The organism is Chryseobacterium sp. Leaf405, from assembly GCF_001425355.1.
Lineage (GTDB): Bacteria > Bacteroidota > Bacteroidia > Flavobacteriales > Weeksellaceae > Chryseobacterium.
This window is the reverse complement of record NZ_LMQN01000004.1, coordinates 33,420-51,652: the sequence shown is the minus strand read 5'-3', so window position 1 is coordinate 51,652 and position 18,233 is coordinate 33,420. Positions and strand designations below refer to the sequence as shown.

Below are 18,233 nucleotides of genomic sequence, written 5' to 3'. Positions count from 1 at the left end.
AAATCAATTCACCCTCTTAATATCGATATTTGATTAGATAATTCCTTTCCCTTGTCTTATAATTTCCGGTTCGCCAGAAGTAAGATCTACGATGGTAGAAGCAACATTATCTCCGTAACCTGAATCAATGACAATATCCACCAAATGGTCATATTTTTCTGCAATAAGTTCGGGATCTGTGGAATATTCCAACACTTCATCATCATCTTTAATGGAAGTTGATGCAATCGGATGTCCTAATTTTTCAACAATCAATTGTGGAATCGGATGATCCGGTACACGGATACCAATTGTTTTATGGCCTTTATAGGCTAAAGGTAAACTTTTATTAGCATCCAAAATAAAGGTAAAAGGTCCTGGAAGATGACTTTTTAAAAACCTAAAAACCGACGTGTCGATTGGTCTTGTAAAATCTGAAAGATGGCTGAGATCGTTACAAATAATTGAAAATTGGGCTTTCTCCAATTTCATTTTTTTGATTTGAGCTAGTTTTTCCATAGCTTTTACATCAAAAATATTACATCCAAGTGCATAAATCGTATCGGACGGATAAATAATTAATCCACCATTATTCAAAGTTTTAATTACCTCATTAATAAGATTTTCCTGGGGGTTGTCAGGATATATTTTTAATATTTTTGCCATACTTCAAAGATACGAATATTAAAATAGTTTTCATAAAAGTCCTTTATTTAAAAGAAAAATTAGGATTATTAAAAAAAAGTCGTACATTTGCAATCCAATATCGCGGGATGGAGCAGTAGGTAGCTCGTCGGGCTCATAACCCGAAGGTCATCGGTTCGAGTCCGGTTCCCGCTACTAAGATTATAAGTGTTTTCGGTAANAGGATGTATTCCTGACTGAGACATTTGCAATCCAATATCGCGGGATGGAGCAGTAGGTAGCTCGTCGGGCTCATAACCCGAAGGTCATCGGTTCGAGTCCGGTTCCCGCTACTAAGATTATAAGTGTTTTCGGTAAACACTCTAAAGATACACCGCGGGATGGAGCAGTAGGTAGCTCGTCGGGCTCATAACCCGAAGGTCATCGGTTCGAGTCCGGTTCCCGCTACTAAGATTATAAGTGTTTTCGGTAANCGCGGGATGGAGCAGTAGGTAGCTCGTCGGGCTCATAACCCGAAGGTCATCGGTTCGAGTCCGGTTCCCGCTACTAAGATATAAGTGTTTTCGGTAAACACTCTAAAGATACACCGCGGGATGGAGCAGTAGGTAGCTCGTCGGGCTCATAACCCGAAGGTCATCGGTTCGAGTCCGGTTCCCGCTACCAATAGGAGAATTACGAAAGTAGTTCTCCTTTTTTTGTGCTGTAAAATTTGAAAAACGTTATTGGAATGAAATATGCTAATAAAATTTACAGAAATATTAAAATAGCTTTACTTTCAAAAAATCAGAAAATTTTATTAAATAAAAAATGAAATTTAGTTTTTAACTGTAAAATTGGTTGTAAAAAATCTGAGTGAAAATTTCAAATTATAAAGACGATAATATTTATTAAGACAAAGAAAAAATTATGGAAAATCTACAACAAGAAAATGTCCAAAAGATAAAGGCTTTCATGACAAAATGGTTCGAGCATTTTGATAATTTAGATGAAAATAGCTTCTTCCTGCAATACTTATCGGAAGATGTGAAAATGAAATTTCCGGGAAATGATTTATTTATTGGGCAAGAGGAATTCAGCAATTGGTTCACAGAATCTAAAAATAATCTTATAAACAAAACAACTCATCATATTTCAGATATTCAAATAACAGAAACTGCTAAAGATAAGTTTGACATCACTTTTAAAGTAAGATATATTGCCGAGATGAAAGACAATAAAATTGATATGAATGTAAAAGAAGACTGGAAATTAATCTGGCATGAAGAAACTGACATACCTGTAATAACAGAATATTTGGTAAGCTGATAATGATAGATAAAGAATAAGAGTAAAAACTATTTCGGACTCATAAGTTTGACGTTACCTTAAAGGGATATTCTCGCAAGTTGTTTGCTGTTGTCGCATGAGGATGAGGGTTTGGTAAGCATTCAAAATACACCGCGGGATGGATCAGTAGGTAGCTCATCGGGCTCATAACCAGAAGGCCATCGTTTTGAGACGGGGTTCCCGCTATTGTTTACAGAAGTTCACTCTCAAATGGTGAATTAAATCAAATGTCCGTAATGGCTTAATTTATGCAAGAGTAATACTATCACCATTAAATCATATAGTATGTACAAAAAAATTCTCGCAGGTTTAGGAGGTGCTATTGCACTTAACCTGCTTCATGAAACCATCAGAAAAAATTTTGATAACGTTCCGGAAATTAATAAAGTTGGGGAGGAAGCTCTAAATAAAGCGTTGGATAAGGTTGATATGAAAATTACAAATCATGATCAGCTGTATGCAGCGACATTAGCGGGCGATGTCGTAAGCAACGGAATCTATTATGCTACTACGGCAACAACCAGTTTTAATATTGTCTCTGGAATTGCCATGGGAATGGGAGCGGTGTTACTTCCAGAAAAAATGGGATTGGATGACGCACCCGTTGCTAAAACTACGGAGAAAAAAGTAATGACAGTTGCTTATTATCTATTCGGAGCTATTGTAACTAAACTTATCTATGACAAAATAAAATAATATCATAGTGATTAAAACTAAAAATGCCACAATTATTTGTGGCATTTTTATATCTTCTTCAATGCGGTTGCTTTATGAACTGCTTTGTTTCCCGTCTTTTCGCTCATTACTTCGTATTGTGGGTTTTCTTCTGAAGCACGACGTTGTTTCTCCATAAAGATAAAATCTTTTGTATGTACTTTTATAATGATTCCGTGGGTTTCTCCGTTGCTGAATCTCCATCTTACTGTGTCTCCCTTTTTTAGCATGATGATTTTAATTATACAAGGGAAAGAATCATTTATTATGCCATTACATATAGGATTAAAATAAAAAATCCCACTTTATGAAAAGCAGGATTAATATATATTATTGAAAAATAATTATTGAGTAGCTAATTGATTATATGGCGTAAGCGCATTATCATCTGCCATTGTCTGTCCTAAAAATTCTTTTTTCTGACTTCCTTTCATTCTGTTTGCAGCAGAGCTTCCGTTGGAATAAGACTGGCTTAGTTTTGTGGTGATTTCTATAGGATTAAGCTCAAATTTCGTATCACCTTCTACACCAAGATATCCGTTCTTTCTTGTAAGATTTGTAATATAATTATTATAATTAATCAGTGTACCTCTAAACATAGAAGTATGATAATCCATACATTTTCTAGCTTTTTTAGAAGAATTATTAAGGATGCAGCTGTTCATATTCCCTCTGTAAAGACGCCATTCAAGTTCTACTTTTGCATATTCTTTAGACAAAGCAACTTTTCCGTTAGAAAGAATATTGGGATCGTTTTCCTTTTCACTGATTTCTTTTAAATGTTTAATCGCTAAAGGAACTGTATTTTCAATTTTAGTTTTAGCTTCTCCTATCGCACTGAAATCTGCAGCCGGAGCATTCTTTTGAGCTGTAGTAAGGTTAAAAATAAGTAGTAATAGTACAATTAATAAATTATATCTTTTCATGAGAAATTTTTAAAGCACTAAAATAAATATAATTTCTCGGTTTAAGCAAATACATTTTAATTTTATTTAATAAATTTTAACAATTCTTTAATATAAATTATTCATTGTTGCATAAATGATGTTTTCTGCTTAAAAACTGTGGTACTTTTTATACGTGTTTTGTATTAATTAAGCATGGTTTAATAACTACTTTTTAAATGTAATGATTTCGTTGTCATTACCCATAATGACTGTTTTGGTAAGATTAATAAATAATCCGTGTCCTACAACGCCCTCGATTTCGTTCAATTTATGAGACAACTCCACAGGATTCTCTATAAAACCAAAGTCGACATCAATAATATAATTCCCTTCATCAGTTACAAACGGCAGGTTTTGGGCAAAGCGTATCTTTCCGTTTCCGTTTAATTCTTTAATTTTCGATTGAACATACTTTGAAGCAAAAGGAATTACCTCAATCGGGAGCTTAAATTTTCCCAGTTTTTCCACTTTTTTTGATGAATCAGCAATAATAATCTCTTCAGTTGTCATCGAGGCTACAATTTTTTCTCTGAGAAGAGCACCGCCACCACCTTTAATTAACATTAAATCTTTATTAAACTCGTCTGCACCATCGATCGTAGTATCAATTTTGTCAATTGTATTGATATCAATAATTGGAATTCCTAAAGAATCTGCCAGTTTCTGTGTTGCATTTGAGGTAGGAACAGCTTTTATTTTAAGTCCGTTCTTAACAAGTTCTGCAATTTCTACAATCGCATAATAAACAGTTGAACCTGTTCCTAAACCTATAATTGTATTATTCTTTATATATTTTACGGCTTCTTTAGCAGCAAGCTGTTTTTCTTTTTCTACATCTTTTTTCACTATAATGAATTTTTAAAGCAATATTTTTCACTAAAAAGATAAGAATATATTCTTCTGACTTTATTTAAAAAAACAATTTTTTTATAAAAGTTAAATTTATTTAATTGATTTTCAGTATTTTAATTTGGTTTAAATCTTATCACTAAAAAAATAGTTGTTTGGATGGATTTTATTTCTACATTTGTATAACTAATTTCTTAGTGATATGAGATTCCGTGAAAATTTTATATCATAATTAATGATAAATTGAAAAGGATATGAAAATTCAGACTTTAACAAAAGCAGAGGAGCAGGTAATGCAGTATTTATGGAAACTGGAAAAAGGATTTCTAAAAGACGTTTTAGATCTTTTTCCCGAGCCAAAACCTCATACCAATACCGTTTCTACTATTTTGAAAGTGTTGAAAGACAAAGAATTCGTAGATTTTGCCGTGCACGGAAGACAACACGAATATTTCCCGTTGATCTCGAAAGAGCAATATTCAGGCAAAACAATGAATAGTCTGGTGAAAAACTATTTTAAAGGTTCTTACAAAAGTGTTGTTTCTTTTTTGGTCGAAAAAAACGAAATGACAGTGGAAGATCTGGAAATGCTTTTAAATGAATTAAAAAAGAAAGACTAATACCCATGGAAACTGTACTTATATATTTAGTAAAAGTTATTTTGTGTTCCGGTGTAACGTTCTTGTATTATCAGTTGTCTTTAAAAGACAAGACGTTTCATCACTACAACAGATTTTATCTTTTGTCGGCGATGCTGATATCGTTGCTGCTTCCCTTAGTAAAGATTGAAGATTTCACTATTCAGGTGAGCAGCAGTGTATATAAGCTGATCGATCAGGTACAGAATTTTAAGACAATTAAAAACTCAGACAATGACTACATTTATCTTCGAATTATTTTTTCAGCTTTGGGATTGGTTTCTCTCTATCTTTTAGGAAAACTGATTTACGGGATTTTTAAAATTCAAAAGCTTAAAAACCAATTCAAGAAAGAAATTTTTGACGGAATTAATTTCTATCAGACCAATTTAACTGAAGCTCCTTTCTCTTATTTCAGAAATCTTTTCTGGAAGAATTCCATAACGCTGAATTCTGAAGTAGGAAAGCAGATTTTGAAGCACGAAATGGTTCATATTGAACAGAAACATTCTTTTGATAAGATTTTTATTGAAATCATAACGTCTGTTTTCTGGTTCAATCCGTTTTTTCATATTATCAAAAAAGAAATTAGTTTAATTCACGAATATCTGGCTGATAAAAAAGCCGTACAACAATCGGACACCAAAGCATTTGCGCAGATGCTATTAGCAAGCCACTTTTCCGGAAAACAGTTGCCTGCGACCAGTCCGTTCTTAAGTTCAAACCTTAAAAAAAGACTCAGAATGTTACAAAAACCTAACACCAAATTCGGATATGCGCGAAGAATTTTAGCATTACCGGTGGTATTTACAGTTGCGTTTGCTTATTTGGTAAATGCTAAGAATCAGGAAATTAAAGCAACCAATATAGAAATTGAGAAAGCAGTTTCCCAAATTAAAAAAGATACAATAGTTCCTAATCAGAATAAAAATAATGTTGTTTACAAAACATATAAAAGTTCTGATGAAGAGAAAAAAGTAGCAGATCTCAGCAAAAAAATTCAGGCGAAAAGCAAAGCTTTAAAAGAATTGCATCCTGAAAGCAAAGAATTCAAAAAAAATGTAGAAGAAATTGGCGCTCTGTCTGAAGAGATCGAAAAAATTGCAAGTTCAGAAGATTTTGTAAAAGGTGAATCCAATTTTAAAATTATTCAAAAACCTAAAAGAACGGTTGATTGGGAATCAAGTTATACAACAAGTATTCAGTTTCATGATAAAGATTTACCAATTCCTCCAACCCCTCCGTCACCTCCCAAAGCAATTGATGCACCTTTCGGCTCAGAAGTAAATATGTACAGTTACACTGGTAGTGCAGATATGAAGTGGAGCACTGATGGAAAGTTATCAGCAGAAAAAATGCGAAAAGATGTAAAAAGAAACAGAAAGATTATAGAAATTGAAAGAAAAAAGGCGAAACTTGAAGCGGAAAGGGCTAAGTTATTAGGAGAAAGAGCAAGTGAAATTGGATCACAAGCTGTTTTGATGGGAGCTAAAGCCAGACAAGTAGCTGAACAAGCAATGTTTGAAACTTCAAAGTCAAAGGTTTATGTCTATAAAACTCAATCGGGAAATTCAAATACTTCTGGCGGTAATTCTATATTCTTTAATGCTGATAATATTAAAAAGTATAATGATAATTTCACAATGAGCGGGGTAAAATCTTTCAGTTATAACGGGGATGATGTTCAAATTTACATCGATGACAAAGCTTCAACAAAAGATGATATGCAAGCTCTGGATAGTAAGAATATTGAGAGAATAGATATTAAAAGAAATAAACAAAATGATGGGAAAACTTCTGGCGAAATAAGAATTCAAACAAAGAAAAAATAATCATCACCCAATAAATTGATCATATTATGAAGAAAATTTTAGCTATTGGATGTTTTCTGTTAGGAATTGCTGCTCAGGCACAGGTAAACAGATTTTTTTATGATTACAAATTTATTCCGGATTCCAATCATAAGGAAGATGTAAAATCAGAAATGATGTATCTTGATATTGATAAAAATGGTTCAAACTATTACAGTCGAACCAAATTCGTTTCAGATTCTACTTCCAGAGCGGATATTGAAAAGCAGTTAAAATCATTTTCAGGAAATATTAGTGTCAGCAGGAGAGATAATCAGGGGCAGGTTTCATTTAAAGTAACCAAAAACTATCCGGATTTTACGACTTATCTTCTCAGAAGCATTGCTACAGATCAGTACAAAATAAAAGAAGATCAAAAACCTGAATGGAAAATTTTACAGGATAAACAGAAAATCGGTGAATATAATACGCAAAAGGCAACTACCAGTTTCGGCGGAAGAGAATGGATTGCCTGGTTTTCTACGGATATTCCTTTTCAGGACGGACCTTATAAGTTTTATGGATTGCCGGGTTTGATTGTTAAAATTGAAGACACTACGGGTTCACACATCATGACATTGGTCGGCAACAAAACCGTTGCTCCGGTTACAACAGACTCAAAGGAGCCGGAACTGCCACAGAATATGAGAATTTATGGAATGGGCGGAAAGGAAATTGAAGTCTCGGAAGATCAGTTCAGAAAAGCATGGAAATCTTATGTAAACGATCCTACGAAGAACATGAGAGAAATGATGATGAAAAATACAGAAACTTCTAAGGTTTCGTTTAAAGTGACGAGCTCGGACGGGAAAGAAATTTCAGATCCTAATCAGGTCTTCAGAGAAATGGAAAAAAGAACGAAAGAAACCTTAGCGAAAAATAATAATCCTATTGAACCGGATTTAGTAAAATAAAATACTAGAATATCTTTAGAAACGGGATGAAAACTAATTTCATCCCGTTTCTTTTTTTTATCTTAACAAAGAATTTTAAATTTTGAATTTCATGACAGAAAAGGAAAAATGCGCAAACGGACTTTTGTATAATGCCAATTATGATCAGGAATTAATTAATGACAGAATGAAAATCAAAGATCTTTGTCAGGATTACAATCAGTTGAAAAATTCTGATATTGAAGGAAGAAATTTTTTAATTAAAAAGATTGTAGGAAAGACACAAGAAAATTTGTATATCGAACCTAATTTCTGGTGCGATTACGGCTATAATATCGAAGTTGGAGAGAACTTTTATGCCAATCATAATCTTGTCATTCTAGACTGCGCAAAAGTAACTTTTGGAGACAATGTTTTTATTGGTCCGAATTGTAGCTTTTATACGGCAAATCATCCGATTGATGCTAAACAAAGAAATGAAGGATTGGAATCTGCCCATCCAATCAAAGTTGGTGATAATGTCTGGTTTGGAGGAAATGTTACCGTTCTTCCAGGAATTTCAATTGGGAATAATTCGGTAATTGGAGCGGGAAGTGTTGTTGCTAAAGATATTCCTGATAATGTCGTTGCAGTGGGAAACCCGTGTAAAGTGATTAAAAATATAGAAAATAAAAACTAAACAATACCATGAAAAAGATATTATTTCTAATAATCCTGTCATTAGGATTTCTTTCTCATGCACAATATCAAAGATTTGTCTATGAATATAAATTTGCCATAGATTCAACAGCAAAAGATAACGCTGAAACTGAATTGATGAACCTCGATATTGCTCCAAAAGGATCAAAATTTTACAGTAAGGATTATCAGGAATTAGATTCGTTGATGAATGCATACATACAAAAGCAGGTAAAATCGGGAATTAAAGATATTAGCCTTTCCGGAATGGGATATAAGGGAGAAATGAGGTATTTTGTTGAAAAAAGTTATCCAGATTATGCTTTAAGTTATTTTAATTCTCTTCTTTCGGACGAATACTTGGTAAAAGATACCCGAAATCAGCAATGGAAAATTCTTTCAGATAAAGAAAAAATAGGAAATTTTAATGCTCAAAAAGCAGTTTGTGATTTTGCGGGAAGAAAATGGACGGCTTGGTTTACGACAGATATTCCGATTCAGGATGGTCCTTATAAATTCCACGGATTGCCGGGTTTAATTATAAAATTGGAAGATAATACACATTCTCATATATTTGAAATTAAAGGAGTAAAAAAACTTCCGGAAACAGCCGAATGGAAAAGCCAAAAAGAGAAGAAAAGATATGTTGCCCTTATTACTTTAGATCAGGAGAAATATAAAAAAGTGTTTAAAGATTATCTTCAGGATCCTATGAGAGGGCAGCGACAATTATTTAGTAGCGGAACTATTATTGAAATGCGGGATGAATCCGGAAAAGTTATAGATCCTGCTAAGCAGATGCGCGAAGATGAAAAAAGGCTTAAGGAAAAGCTGAAAAAGCAGAATAATATTCTTGAACTTGATCTATTGAAATAAAAAACTCGGCGCGGAAACAAAGTTTCCGCGCCGAGTTTTATCTAAATGATAGTCAGTTTTAAGCTAATTTCTGAGAATCTGCAATAAATTGAGCCAATCCACTGTCTGTTAATGGGTGCTTTAATAAACTCAAGATCGGAGGAAGTGGTGAAGTAATCACATCAGCCCCGATTTTAGCACAGTCGATAATGTGCATTGAGTGACGAATAGAAGCTGCTAAAATTTCAGTTTCATACATATAGTTATCAAAAACCAATCTGATTTCCTGGATTAAATTTAATCCGTCCGTTGAAATATCATCTAATCTTCCCAAGAAAGGTGAAACATAAGTTGCCCCGGCTTTTGCTGCTAAAAGAGCCTGCCCAACAGAAAAAATCAATGTACAGTTTGTTCTGATTCCTTTATCTGAAAAATATTTTAACGCTTTGATACCGTCTTTAATCATTGGGATTTTTACCACAATATTCGGGTGAATTGCTGCCAGCTCATCACCTTCTTTAATCATTTCTTCATACGTCGTAGAAAGAACTTCTGCAGAAATATCTCCGTCTACAATCTCGCAAATTGCTTTGTAGTGATTTTTGATTGCTTCAGCTCCCTGAATTCCTTCTTTTGCCATCAATGAAGGGTTTGTTGTTACTCCATCAAGAATTCCAAGGTCTTTCGCTTCTTTTATTTGCTCTAAATTAGCAGTGTCTATAAAAAATTTCATTTGTTTTGAGATTTATTTTACACAAAGATAATCATTCCATTTTGAGTAGGAAATTAATTTGGATGTGAGTTATAGGATATAAAGTTTCTAAGTTGACCAATATGAAAGAATTTTAGCAAAAATTGTAGCTAATCTTAAAAAAATAAGATCCGAAAAACTTCGGATCTTATTTTAACTATGAATTTAAAACTTTGTTAAGTTTTACAGCATCCTGATTGGTAGGGTCATACTGTATAGACTTAGCAATGTGCTCTTTTGCTTTATTAGGATCGGTTGTCTGCTCTGCAAAAGCAATGTAGAAGTAAGCATACGCAAGATTTTTCTTATTCTCTTCTACTTCTTCCGGCTTTACAGTGGCAATATATTTTTCATAAGCTAGTTTTGCGTTGGCGTCATCTTTGGCCGACTGATAAGCATATGCCTGACTATAATATGATGGAGCCCAATCCGGTAGCAAAGCAGATATTTTTTTCCATGTATCAACTGCATTTGTCCAATCTGAAGCATCTTGATAAGCTCCTGCTAATTTTGCCAATGCGTCTGTATCTTTCGGATTTGCTTCAATTTGTTTTTTTAGAGCGTCAATTGTTGGGTTTGTTCCCGCCTGGCTCGTTGCAACTGTACTATCTGTTTGGGTAGTCTGTGCATTTACAAAACTTGCACTTCCTACCAATAATAAACCTAAAACAAGGTGCTTAATATTCATTTTAATCATTTTCATAATCTTTATTTTTTGAGTTGTACATTTTAAAATTCAATAATAATTCCAGAAAATCTAAAATTTTAGAAGCATTAAGTTTTTTTAGAAAATTTTAAGAAAATTAAATGTTGTTTTATTAAAATTTTTGATTCGTGACAGTTTAAGCTATCTTTGTGATTCAACATGATTTGAAATAATATTAGTTATATGAACATCATATTAGCCTCAACTTCCACGCTTTTTGGTGGAGAGTATTTAGAATATTTAAGAGAAGAATTAATTCAATTATATAATGGAATTGACGAAATTATTTTCGTTCCGTTTGCCCGTCCAAGTGGGATTTCTCATGACGAATACACGGCAAAAGCCCGTTCTTTCTTTGAAACAATTAATATTAAGGTAAAAGGTCTTCACGAATTTGAACATAAAATTGAAGCTATCAACAATGCAAAAGGTTTCTTTACTGGCGGTGGAAATACATTTTTGCTGGTAAAAACATTGCATGAAGAAGGGTTAATGTCTGTTTTAAAACAAAATATTGAAAACGGAAAACCTTATTTGGGATGCAGCGCAGGAAGCAACATCGGCGGGCAAAATATGAAAACTACGAACGATATGCCGATCGTTTATCCACCGAGTTTTGATTGTATGGGATTGGTGCCGTTTAATTTAAATCCACATTACTTAGATCCGAATCCGGATTTAAAGCATAACGGAGAAACCAGAGAAACCAGGATCAAAGAATTTCTGACTCAAAATGATGTAAAGGTTGTCGGACTTCGTGAAGGAAACTGGATAAGAAGAATCGGCAATAAAATTACAGTTGAAGGAAACGAGCTGACAAGGATTTTTGAAAAAGGAAAAGAACCTTATGAAATAGAAGCAGGAACTCAACTTTAAGTTTTTGAATTATTTACTAACTGCTCTTATTAACAATTAATTTTATAGATTTCATACTGAGCAGAGCCGAAGCATTTTAAATACGATTTACAAAGAAAAAACAATAAAGAATGAGAAAAACATTCACGATTCTTACCCTTTCAACGCAAATTATTTTTGCTCAGAATATTACTCAAAAACTGGATGAAGTCACAAAAAATCTGATGAATTCTTCAGGAGCTATGGCTTCGAATTTGTCTTTCTATGTTTCTGATGAAAGTGGAAATTTTATTTACGATTATCAGGGAAATAAAGGGCTGTCTACGGCTTCTACTCAAAAAATATTCACCGCAGCTGCTGCTTTGGAAACTTTAGGTAAAAATTATACTTTTAAAACGACTTCAAGTTATTCAGGCAATATTTCAGGAGGAAATCTGAATGGAAATCTTTTTATCAGTTCAACCGGAGATCCAACGTTAGGAAGTTGGAGATATGATGCTTACAAACCTGAAAATTTTAAACAAAAATTAATAGAATCTATAAAAAAATCCGGAATAAAAAAAATATCGGGTGATTTAATTATTGATGATTCTTATTTTGATCACCAGACAATTCCCGGTGGCTGGCCGTGGGACGACTTGGGAAATTATTATGGAGCAGGAGTTTGGGGTGTTAATTGGCGTGAAAACCAGTTTGATATCAATATTAACGGAACCGAATTCAAAAGTTTTTCTTATCCCCTGGAAGGTGTTACTTGGCTGAATGATTTGAAAGCGGGCGGAAGTTCAGATCAAAGTTTAATCTTCACAGCACCACATTCTACTGTAGCTTTGATCAACGGAACCTTACCGTCGAAATTGGTTACGGTTTCAGGTTCAACGCCAAATCCGCCTTTACAATTAGGGGTTGAAGTAAAGCAGTGGCTAAAAGAATCAGGAATTGATTTTTCAGGAAAGGTTGTAACAAATTCTCAACTTCAAATTGAAGGAAAAAAAGCATTAGAAGCTCCAAAAAGCAATATTATTCTTACTTACGAATCACCAACTTTAGATAAAATTGTCTATTGGTTTTTAAGAAAAAGTATCAATATGTATGGTGAAACGCTGATTAAAACGTTAGGGAAAGAGAAAAAAGGAAATTCGAGTTTTAAAAGTGGAGTAGCGTTTCTGAAAGAATTCTGGAAATCAAAAGGAATCAATGCAAATATGATTAATTTTGCTGACGGAAGCGGGCTTTCACCACAAAATTATGTTTCAGCAAAAGCAGAAGTGCAGGCTTTATTATATGCGAAAAAACAGCCGTGGTTTGAATTGTATTATGACGGATTTCCAACGCAGGACAACGGCATGAAGATGAAAAGCGGAACGATGAGAGATACGAAATCTTTTGCAGGTTTCCATACTTCGAAAGATGGAAAAAAATATGTATTTTCAATCATTATTAATAATTATCAGGGTAGCGGAAGTACAGAGTTGCAGAAAATCCTGAATGTTTTAAAATAAATTATCTTGAGAAAATCCATTTTTGCCAGGCTTAATAATTGGATCATTTTTGTTTTAATGACGATTGTGGTATTAACAGTTGTCATTGCTTCTACCATTCTCATCACTTTCCTCCGAAAAGAAGAAGTTAAAAGAGTTGATATTTTAGTAAGTGCTTTAAAATTCCAACAGGAAGTCACGAGTCCCAATTTGGAAATTCAGGGATTGCTTCTTCAGATTTACAGTTCAAATTCGACGATTCCTTTGATTATTTTGGATAAAAATGATCAGATCATGGTGCATAAAAATATTCCTCAGGATATAGAGAATGATCCGGTACAAATTGTAGCATTGGCAAGGAAAATGGCAAAAAGCTATCCTGTTATAGAAATTAAAGTTCCCGATGGAAATAATCAGTTTGTATATTATGATAACTCAGAATTGCTGAATAATCTTCGATATTCTCCTTTTATATTAGGATTTTTTATTCTTTGTTACTTTTTATTTTCTTTCTGGTTTTTAAGAACCATTAAAAAAACGGACGAAGGCTATCTTTGGGCAGGTTTAGCGAAAGAAACGGCGCATCAAATCGGAACTCCATTGTCTTCAATGATTGGCTGGATCGAGATTATGAAATTGGATGATCCCGATTCGGAAGGGGTGCACGAAATTGAAAAAGATGTTGAACGATTACGAACGATTTCTGAACGGTTTTCAAAAATAGGTTCCGTTCCGGAGCTTAATGATAAAGATTTTAATGAAACGATCAAAGAAAATTATGATTATTTAAAAAGAAGAATTTCCAAAAAAGTCAATTTCAGTCTTCATTTGCCAACTTATAAAATTGATGTTCCTCATAATAAAATCCTGATGAGCTGGGTGATCGAAAATCTCGTAAAAAATGCCGTTGATGCGATGAAAGGTGAAGGTTCACTTCTTATTTCGGTGTATGAAAGAAATAAAAATATTCTGGTTGAAGTAAAAGATACAGGAAGCGGAATGACAAAACAGCAGGCAAGAAACGCTTTTAAACCCGGCTATTCAACGAAAAAAAGAGGTTGGGGATTGGGATTATCACTGGCAAAAAGAGTGATTCAGGAATATCATAATGGTGATATTAAAATTTCGCAGACCGAGGTTGGAAAAGGAACTTCGTTTAGGATAACAATAAGAAAAGAAGCGTAAATCTTTTATTGTTCAGATAATAGAAAAAGCGGAGAATTTTCTCCGCTTTTTTGTTATTAATTTATTGATTTTTATAATTATTTTTTCCCAGTCAGCCACTGATTCTGCAATTTCTGCTCTTCCTGTGTAGGATTAGCCTTGAAATTTAATGTTTCTACATTCATTTTATCAAGAACAGCTTTTCCTTTCAATTGAATTTTATCTGTTTTATCTCCATTTTTTCTAAGAATAGTAACCGTTACGTCCTGACCTTCTTTGATGGTTTTTGTATAGCCTATAAAATCCTGAATCTTTTGTATATCAATATTTCTTCCGTCTAAGGCAAGTATCTGATCAGTAATTTTGAATCCTATACTTTTTGCAAATGGGGATAAAGCTGAGCTTTCATCAAAAGCAAGTGCATGCGTTTTATCATCATATCCTGTCTGATTCGGATCTTTGATGAACCAGAAAATCGGCGGTGTTTCCTGTGTTTTTGCTTCTACGCCTACCATCTTTAAGTATTCCATATATGGAGTCGGCTGGCTTCCTGCAATATATTTGTTATAAAAATCTTTCACTTGCGGATAGCCTGTAACAGCAACCAATTCGTCGATTAATTTGTCATCTTTAAATGGTTTATTCTCACCAAATCTCTGAGATAATTTTCTGATCATGTCACGGTAACCCATTTCGCCATTAGATAATTTTCTTAATTCAATATCAAGGCACATTGCCAGAAGGGTTCCTTTTTCGTAAACGTTTCTGTATTGATCTTTGTATTCGTCTTTAAGAATATTTTTACTCATCACCGTAAACGGCATGGTATCGTTGTAATTCTTGGAATTGGTAATTTTTTCGTTTATTCTTTGAAGAAATTCATCTTTATTAATCAAACCTTCCTGAATCTGGAATAAATTGGCAAAATATTCCGTTCCTCCTTCATACATCCAAAGATGCTGAGACATTTTCGGATCTGCATAATCGAAATAATGAATTTCTTCAGAATGCGTTTTCAAAGGATTTACCGTATGGAAAAATTCGTGAGAAACTACATCGGTAATGGTTTTGTCAATCGCTTCTTTCGGCATCATTTCCGGTAAAACAACACTTGTAGATTCGTGATGTTCCAATGCTCCGAAACCTTTAATCTGCGGTCCGTCGCCTCCTGAAAGGTACAGCATGATCGCATACTTTTTATTGGTGTTCATATCACCCAAAAATTTCTTCTGAGCCAAAACCATTTTCTCTAAATTTTCTTTGAAATCAGCCGCTTTATATTTTCCTGTCGGAGAATAAACCCCTAACACAAGATCCATTCCGCTGGCATTGAAAGTAATATAATCCGGCTTTGTATACATTAACGGAGAATCGGTAACTTTTGCATAATTTGACAATGTAAAAGTATCTGTGGACTCAGATTTATCTTGGTCTACCAAAGCAGTTGTTCCGTAGAAATCTGTCGGTTTTTGGATCACCAACTGATAAGGAACATCCTGCATATTGTCGATATATCCTACAAAACCATGAGTATTGATCAGGTAAATTTTTCCTTCTTCAATATCTGTTCCTGATGGCGAAAATACGGCCTTATGTTTTGAGGAATCCATTTCATCATCAAAACTATCATTCACTAAATATGTGATTTTAGTTAAATTCTGAGCATTTTTTAGTGAATATGTATTTTCATTCACTTTTGTGAAAGCCAATTTTTTTCCCTTATTGTCAAAAAACTTAATTCCCTCTACAAATCTTCCGTAATCATCCACAGAATATGTTCCAGGAACAGTTTTTGGGAAGTGAAATTTTACATCGCCGGACTTCATTTTAGGAAGATCCATCGTCACGGCAACTTTGTCATTTTTTACGTTTACCAGATCAATAGTCGTCTTAATCGACTGTGCATTAACTAAAGCAGTAGCTAAAACGCCTAAACTTAGTGCTATTTTTTTCATTGAGTTTATATTATAGTTTAAGTAGTTGATGAAAAATTGAATTTGTTACGAAGATGTGTATTAAACTTTTCTTAAAATTGAAATATTAAAATGTAAAAGAGCAAAACCGAAATTTTGCGATTTTGCTCTTTTATTTTTTTTACTAAACTTTCTTGTAATGAATATAATAATTCTTGTTAAATTCTACCGGGGTACCTTTTTTCAGCTTTACGGTTTGCCATTGCTCGGTCGGGTTGATCGTTTGTTCACCGTCGATTATCACAGGAAGTTTTAAATTTTTAATCACATTTGTATAACGGAATTTCAACTCTTCTCCTTTTTGAGAATACTCCAAAGTCGGAATTTTTATGGTTCTTAAGTATTGATTGAAAACACTCGAAAAATCGATCCCCGATTTTTTTGAAATATAATCTTCAATCTGCTGTGTTGTTACCGTTTGATGATAAAAATCTTTATTAATACCTCTTAAAATCTGTCTGAATTTTTCATCATTATTAATCACCTGACGGATCGTGTGGAGCATACTTGCGCCTTTAGGATACATATCACCGCTGCCTTCGTTTCTCACTCCATATTTACCAATAATAGGAATATCGTTTCTAATACCACCTCTAATTCCGACAGCATACAGATCAGCCGATTTTTTGTCTATATATTTTTCGGTAAATAACACCTCAGAATAATTGGTAAAGCTCTCGTGAATCCACATATCTGCCTGATCTTTTGCGGTAATGTTGTTGGCAAACCATTCATGACCGCTTTCATGGATAATAATAAAATCCCACTTCAGTCCGACACCTGTTCCGGAAAGATCTCTTCCAAGATATCCATTCTGATAACCGTTTCCATAGGCAACATTGCTTTGATGTTCCATTCCTAAATATGGCGAGTCTACCAGTTTGTAAGAATCTTCGTAGAAAGGATATGGGCCGAACCAATATTCAAATGCAGAGATCATCGGTTTTACTTGCTGGAATTGTTTTTTAGCTTTATCTAAATTATAATCCAATACCCAATAATCAAAATCTAATTTTCCTTTTTCTCCGTTAAAAGTATCTTTAAAATTCACATATTTTCCAATATTCGGAATAATAGAATAGGCGTTGATTGGGTTTTTGACTTCCCAAGTGTATGCTATTTTATCTCCTTGCGCTTTTTTATCAATCAATCTTCCGTTTCCAACTCCTACCAACTCTTTTGGAGTAATGATTTTCATGATGATTCCATTATCGGGTTCATCGCTCCATATATCTTTTGTCGGAAGCCAGATCGAAGCTCCAATTCCTTCGTCTGCAACACTCATCCACGGATTTCCGTTTTCATCTTTTGTAAAAACCCAACCGCCGTCCCAAGGGGCATTTTTTGCAATAACAGGATTTCCGGAATAGGTTACGTCAATGGTATATTTTTCTCCTTTTTTAAAGCTCTTTTTTGTTTTAACCCAAATAAAATCGCTATCCTGCTTATATTCCTGAATCGGAAAATTAGCTTCTACTTTATCCGCTTTCATGGGTTGCTGCAAATCTATCTGAAAAGTAGGGTTTGTAATGTCTTTTGTAATTTCAAAACTGATTTTATTATAACCTTTAATAGATTTCTGAACGAAATCCGGTTCTACGGAAAGGTCATATTTTTTGACATCCCAAAAGTTCCTGAATTCTGTATTAGAACCCTTTAAAGTATCTTGTTTTGTGAAAATTTTATCCTGCTCAAAAAACTGCCCGAAAACTAATCCGGATGCGAATAGAAGGGTATATGAAAGCTTTTTCATTTGAATTAAATTAATTGACTAAAATAAGGAAATAATAAATCATTACAATCAGTCTGATTAGACGAAAAAAATAAAATATTGTTACATTTCTACAAGTAATTTAATTATGAAATTTCTTACCTGTAATTTAAATATTTGTTTTAAATTTTTTTGGTTTCGGCGGCGGCTTTACCGCC

18 protein-coding genes and 5 tRNA genes are annotated in these 18,233 nt (G+C 33.7%); 15 read left to right on the top strand and 8 right to left on the bottom strand.

Translation table 11 applies throughout. From position 1 onward, the window contains the following. Positions 1-33 precede the first annotated feature (33 nt). On the bottom strand, positions 34-645 hold the full coding sequence (locus ASG22_RS04075; RefSeq protein WP_055980984.1) for an L-threonylcarbamoyladenylate synthase: 612 nt from the start codon (positions 643-645) through the stop codon (positions 34-36). Between the two features lie 101 nt (positions 646-746). Here ASG22_RS04075 and ASG22_RS04070 point away from each other — a divergent pair. The 7 genes from ASG22_RS04070 (at position 747) to ASG22_RS04035 (ending at position 2,646) form a co-directional block, all read left to right on the top strand. Further along, positions 747-819 (top strand) — tRNA-Met (locus ASG22_RS04070). A gap of 64 nt (positions 820-883) precedes the next feature. After that, positions 884-956 (top strand) — tRNA-Met (locus tag ASG22_RS04065). A gap of 42 nt (positions 957-998) precedes the next feature. Continuing rightward, positions 999-1,071 (top strand) — tRNA-Met (locus ASG22_RS04060). 26 nt (positions 1,072-1,097) lie between these two features. After that, positions 1,098-1,170, top strand: a tRNA-Met gene (locus tag ASG22_RS04055). A 41-nt stretch (positions 1,171-1,211) separates the two neighbouring features. After that, positions 1,212-1,287, top strand: a tRNA-Met gene (locus tag ASG22_RS04050). Between the two features lie 243 nt (positions 1,288-1,530). Then, positions 1,531-1,929, top strand: a complete 399-nt coding sequence (locus ASG22_RS04045) for a hypothetical protein (RefSeq protein ID WP_055980982.1) — start codon at positions 1,531-1,533, stop codon at positions 1,927-1,929. A 306-nt stretch (positions 1,930-2,235) separates the two neighbouring features. Continuing rightward, positions 2,236-2,646 carry a hypothetical protein gene (locus ASG22_RS04035; protein WP_055980979.1) on the top strand — a complete coding sequence of 137 codons (411 nt, stop codon included), beginning with the start codon at positions 2,236-2,238 and terminating at the stop codon, positions 2,644-2,646. Between the two features lie 47 nt (positions 2,647-2,693). On the opposite strand, the gene ASG22_RS04030 is transcribed toward ASG22_RS04035, so the two are convergent. The 3 genes from ASG22_RS04030 to rpiA all read right to left on the bottom strand — a co-directional run bounded on the left by ASG22_RS04030 (position 2,694) and on the right by rpiA (position 4,457). Beyond that, positions 2,694-2,894, bottom strand: a complete 201-nt coding sequence (locus ASG22_RS04030; protein ID WP_055980975.1) for a DUF2945 domain-containing protein — start codon at positions 2,892-2,894, stop codon at positions 2,694-2,696. Between the two features lie 114 nt (positions 2,895-3,008). After that, positions 3,009-3,590 (bottom strand): hypothetical protein, encoded by a 582-nt coding sequence (locus ASG22_RS04025; RefSeq protein ID WP_055980972.1) that lies wholly within the window; start codon positions 3,588-3,590, stop codon positions 3,009-3,011. A gap of 186 nt (positions 3,591-3,776) precedes the next feature. After that, complete coding sequence (gene rpiA, locus ASG22_RS04020) at positions 3,777-4,457, bottom strand: ribose-5-phosphate isomerase RpiA (protein WP_055980969.1); 681 nt, start codon at positions 4,455-4,457, stop codon at positions 3,777-3,779. Between the two features lie 257 nt (positions 4,458-4,714). Between rpiA and ASG22_RS04015 the strand changes: the two genes are divergently transcribed. The 5 genes from ASG22_RS04015 (at position 4,715) to ASG22_RS03995 (ending at position 9,395) form a co-directional block, all read left to right on the top strand. After that, on the top strand, positions 4,715-5,080 hold the full coding sequence (locus tag ASG22_RS04015) for a BlaI/MecI/CopY family transcriptional regulator (protein WP_055980966.1): 366 nt from the start codon (positions 4,715-4,717) through the stop codon (positions 5,078-5,080). A gap of 5 nt (positions 5,081-5,085) precedes the next feature. Further along, the gene (locus ASG22_RS04010) at positions 5,086-6,930 is read left to right on the top strand and encodes a M56 family metallopeptidase (protein WP_055980961.1); all 1,845 of its coding nucleotides are present in this window, start codon (positions 5,086-5,088) and stop codon (positions 6,928-6,930) included. Positions 6,931-6,956: 26 nt separating this feature from the next. Then, complete coding sequence (locus ASG22_RS04005) at positions 6,957-7,862, top strand: GLPGLI family protein (RefSeq protein ID WP_055980958.1); 906 nt, start codon at positions 6,957-6,959, stop codon at positions 7,860-7,862. 91 nt (positions 7,863-7,953) lie between these two features. Further along, entirely contained in the window at positions 7,954-8,520 is a 567-nt protein-coding gene (locus ASG22_RS04000; protein WP_055980955.1) for a sugar O-acetyltransferase, read from the top strand. Between the two features lie 8 nt (positions 8,521-8,528). After that, the gene (locus ASG22_RS03995; RefSeq protein ID WP_055980950.1) at positions 8,529-9,395 is read left to right on the top strand and encodes a GLPGLI family protein; all 867 of its coding nucleotides are present in this window, start codon (positions 8,529-8,531) and stop codon (positions 9,393-9,395) included. A 58-nt stretch (positions 9,396-9,453) separates the two neighbouring features. Here the strand turns inward: ASG22_RS03995 and fsa are convergent, their stop codons facing one another. Both fsa and ASG22_RS03985 read right to left on the bottom strand, forming a co-directional pair. Continuing rightward, positions 9,454-10,107 (bottom strand): fructose-6-phosphate aldolase, encoded by a 654-nt coding sequence (gene fsa, locus ASG22_RS03990; protein ID WP_055980947.1) that lies wholly within the window; start codon positions 10,105-10,107, stop codon positions 9,454-9,456. Positions 10,108-10,282: 175 nt separating this feature from the next. Next, a complete protein-coding gene (locus ASG22_RS03985; protein WP_238586852.1) occupies positions 10,283-10,813 on the bottom strand; it encodes a tetratricopeptide repeat protein in 531 nt (176 codons plus the stop codon). A 201-nt stretch (positions 10,814-11,014) separates the two neighbouring features. Here ASG22_RS03985 and pepE point away from each other — a divergent pair, with 201 nt between their 5' ends. From pepE to ASG22_RS03970, 3 genes are all read left to right on the top strand, one after another. Further along, positions 11,015-11,707 (top strand): dipeptidase PepE, encoded by a 693-nt coding sequence (gene pepE / locus ASG22_RS03980; protein ID WP_055980941.1) that lies wholly within the window; start codon positions 11,015-11,017, stop codon positions 11,705-11,707. A 110-nt stretch (positions 11,708-11,817) separates the two neighbouring features. Further along, positions 11,818-13,188 (top strand): D-alanyl-D-alanine carboxypeptidase/D-alanyl-D-alanine-endopeptidase, encoded by a 1,371-nt coding sequence (gene dacB, locus ASG22_RS03975; RefSeq protein ID WP_055980938.1) that lies wholly within the window; start codon positions 11,818-11,820, stop codon positions 13,186-13,188. Between the two features lie 3 nt (positions 13,189-13,191). Beyond that, the gene (locus ASG22_RS03970; protein ID WP_238586853.1) at positions 13,192-14,352 is read left to right on the top strand and encodes a sensor histidine kinase; all 1,161 of its coding nucleotides are present in this window, start codon (positions 13,192-13,194) and stop codon (positions 14,350-14,352) included. A 77-nt stretch (positions 14,353-14,429) separates the two neighbouring features. On the opposite strand, the gene ASG22_RS03965 is transcribed toward ASG22_RS03970, so the two are convergent. Then, positions 14,430-16,286 carry a PDZ domain-containing protein gene (locus ASG22_RS03965; RefSeq protein ID WP_055980934.1) on the bottom strand — a complete coding sequence of 619 codons (1,857 nt, stop codon included), beginning with the start codon at positions 16,284-16,286 and terminating at the stop codon, positions 14,430-14,432. 142 nt (positions 16,287-16,428) lie between these two features. Next, positions 16,429-18,057, bottom strand: coding sequence for a M1 family metallopeptidase (locus ASG22_RS03960; protein ID WP_055980931.1), 1,629 nt, complete (start codon positions 18,055-18,057; stop codon positions 16,429-16,431). Between the last annotated feature and the right edge of the window lie 176 nt (positions 18,058-18,233).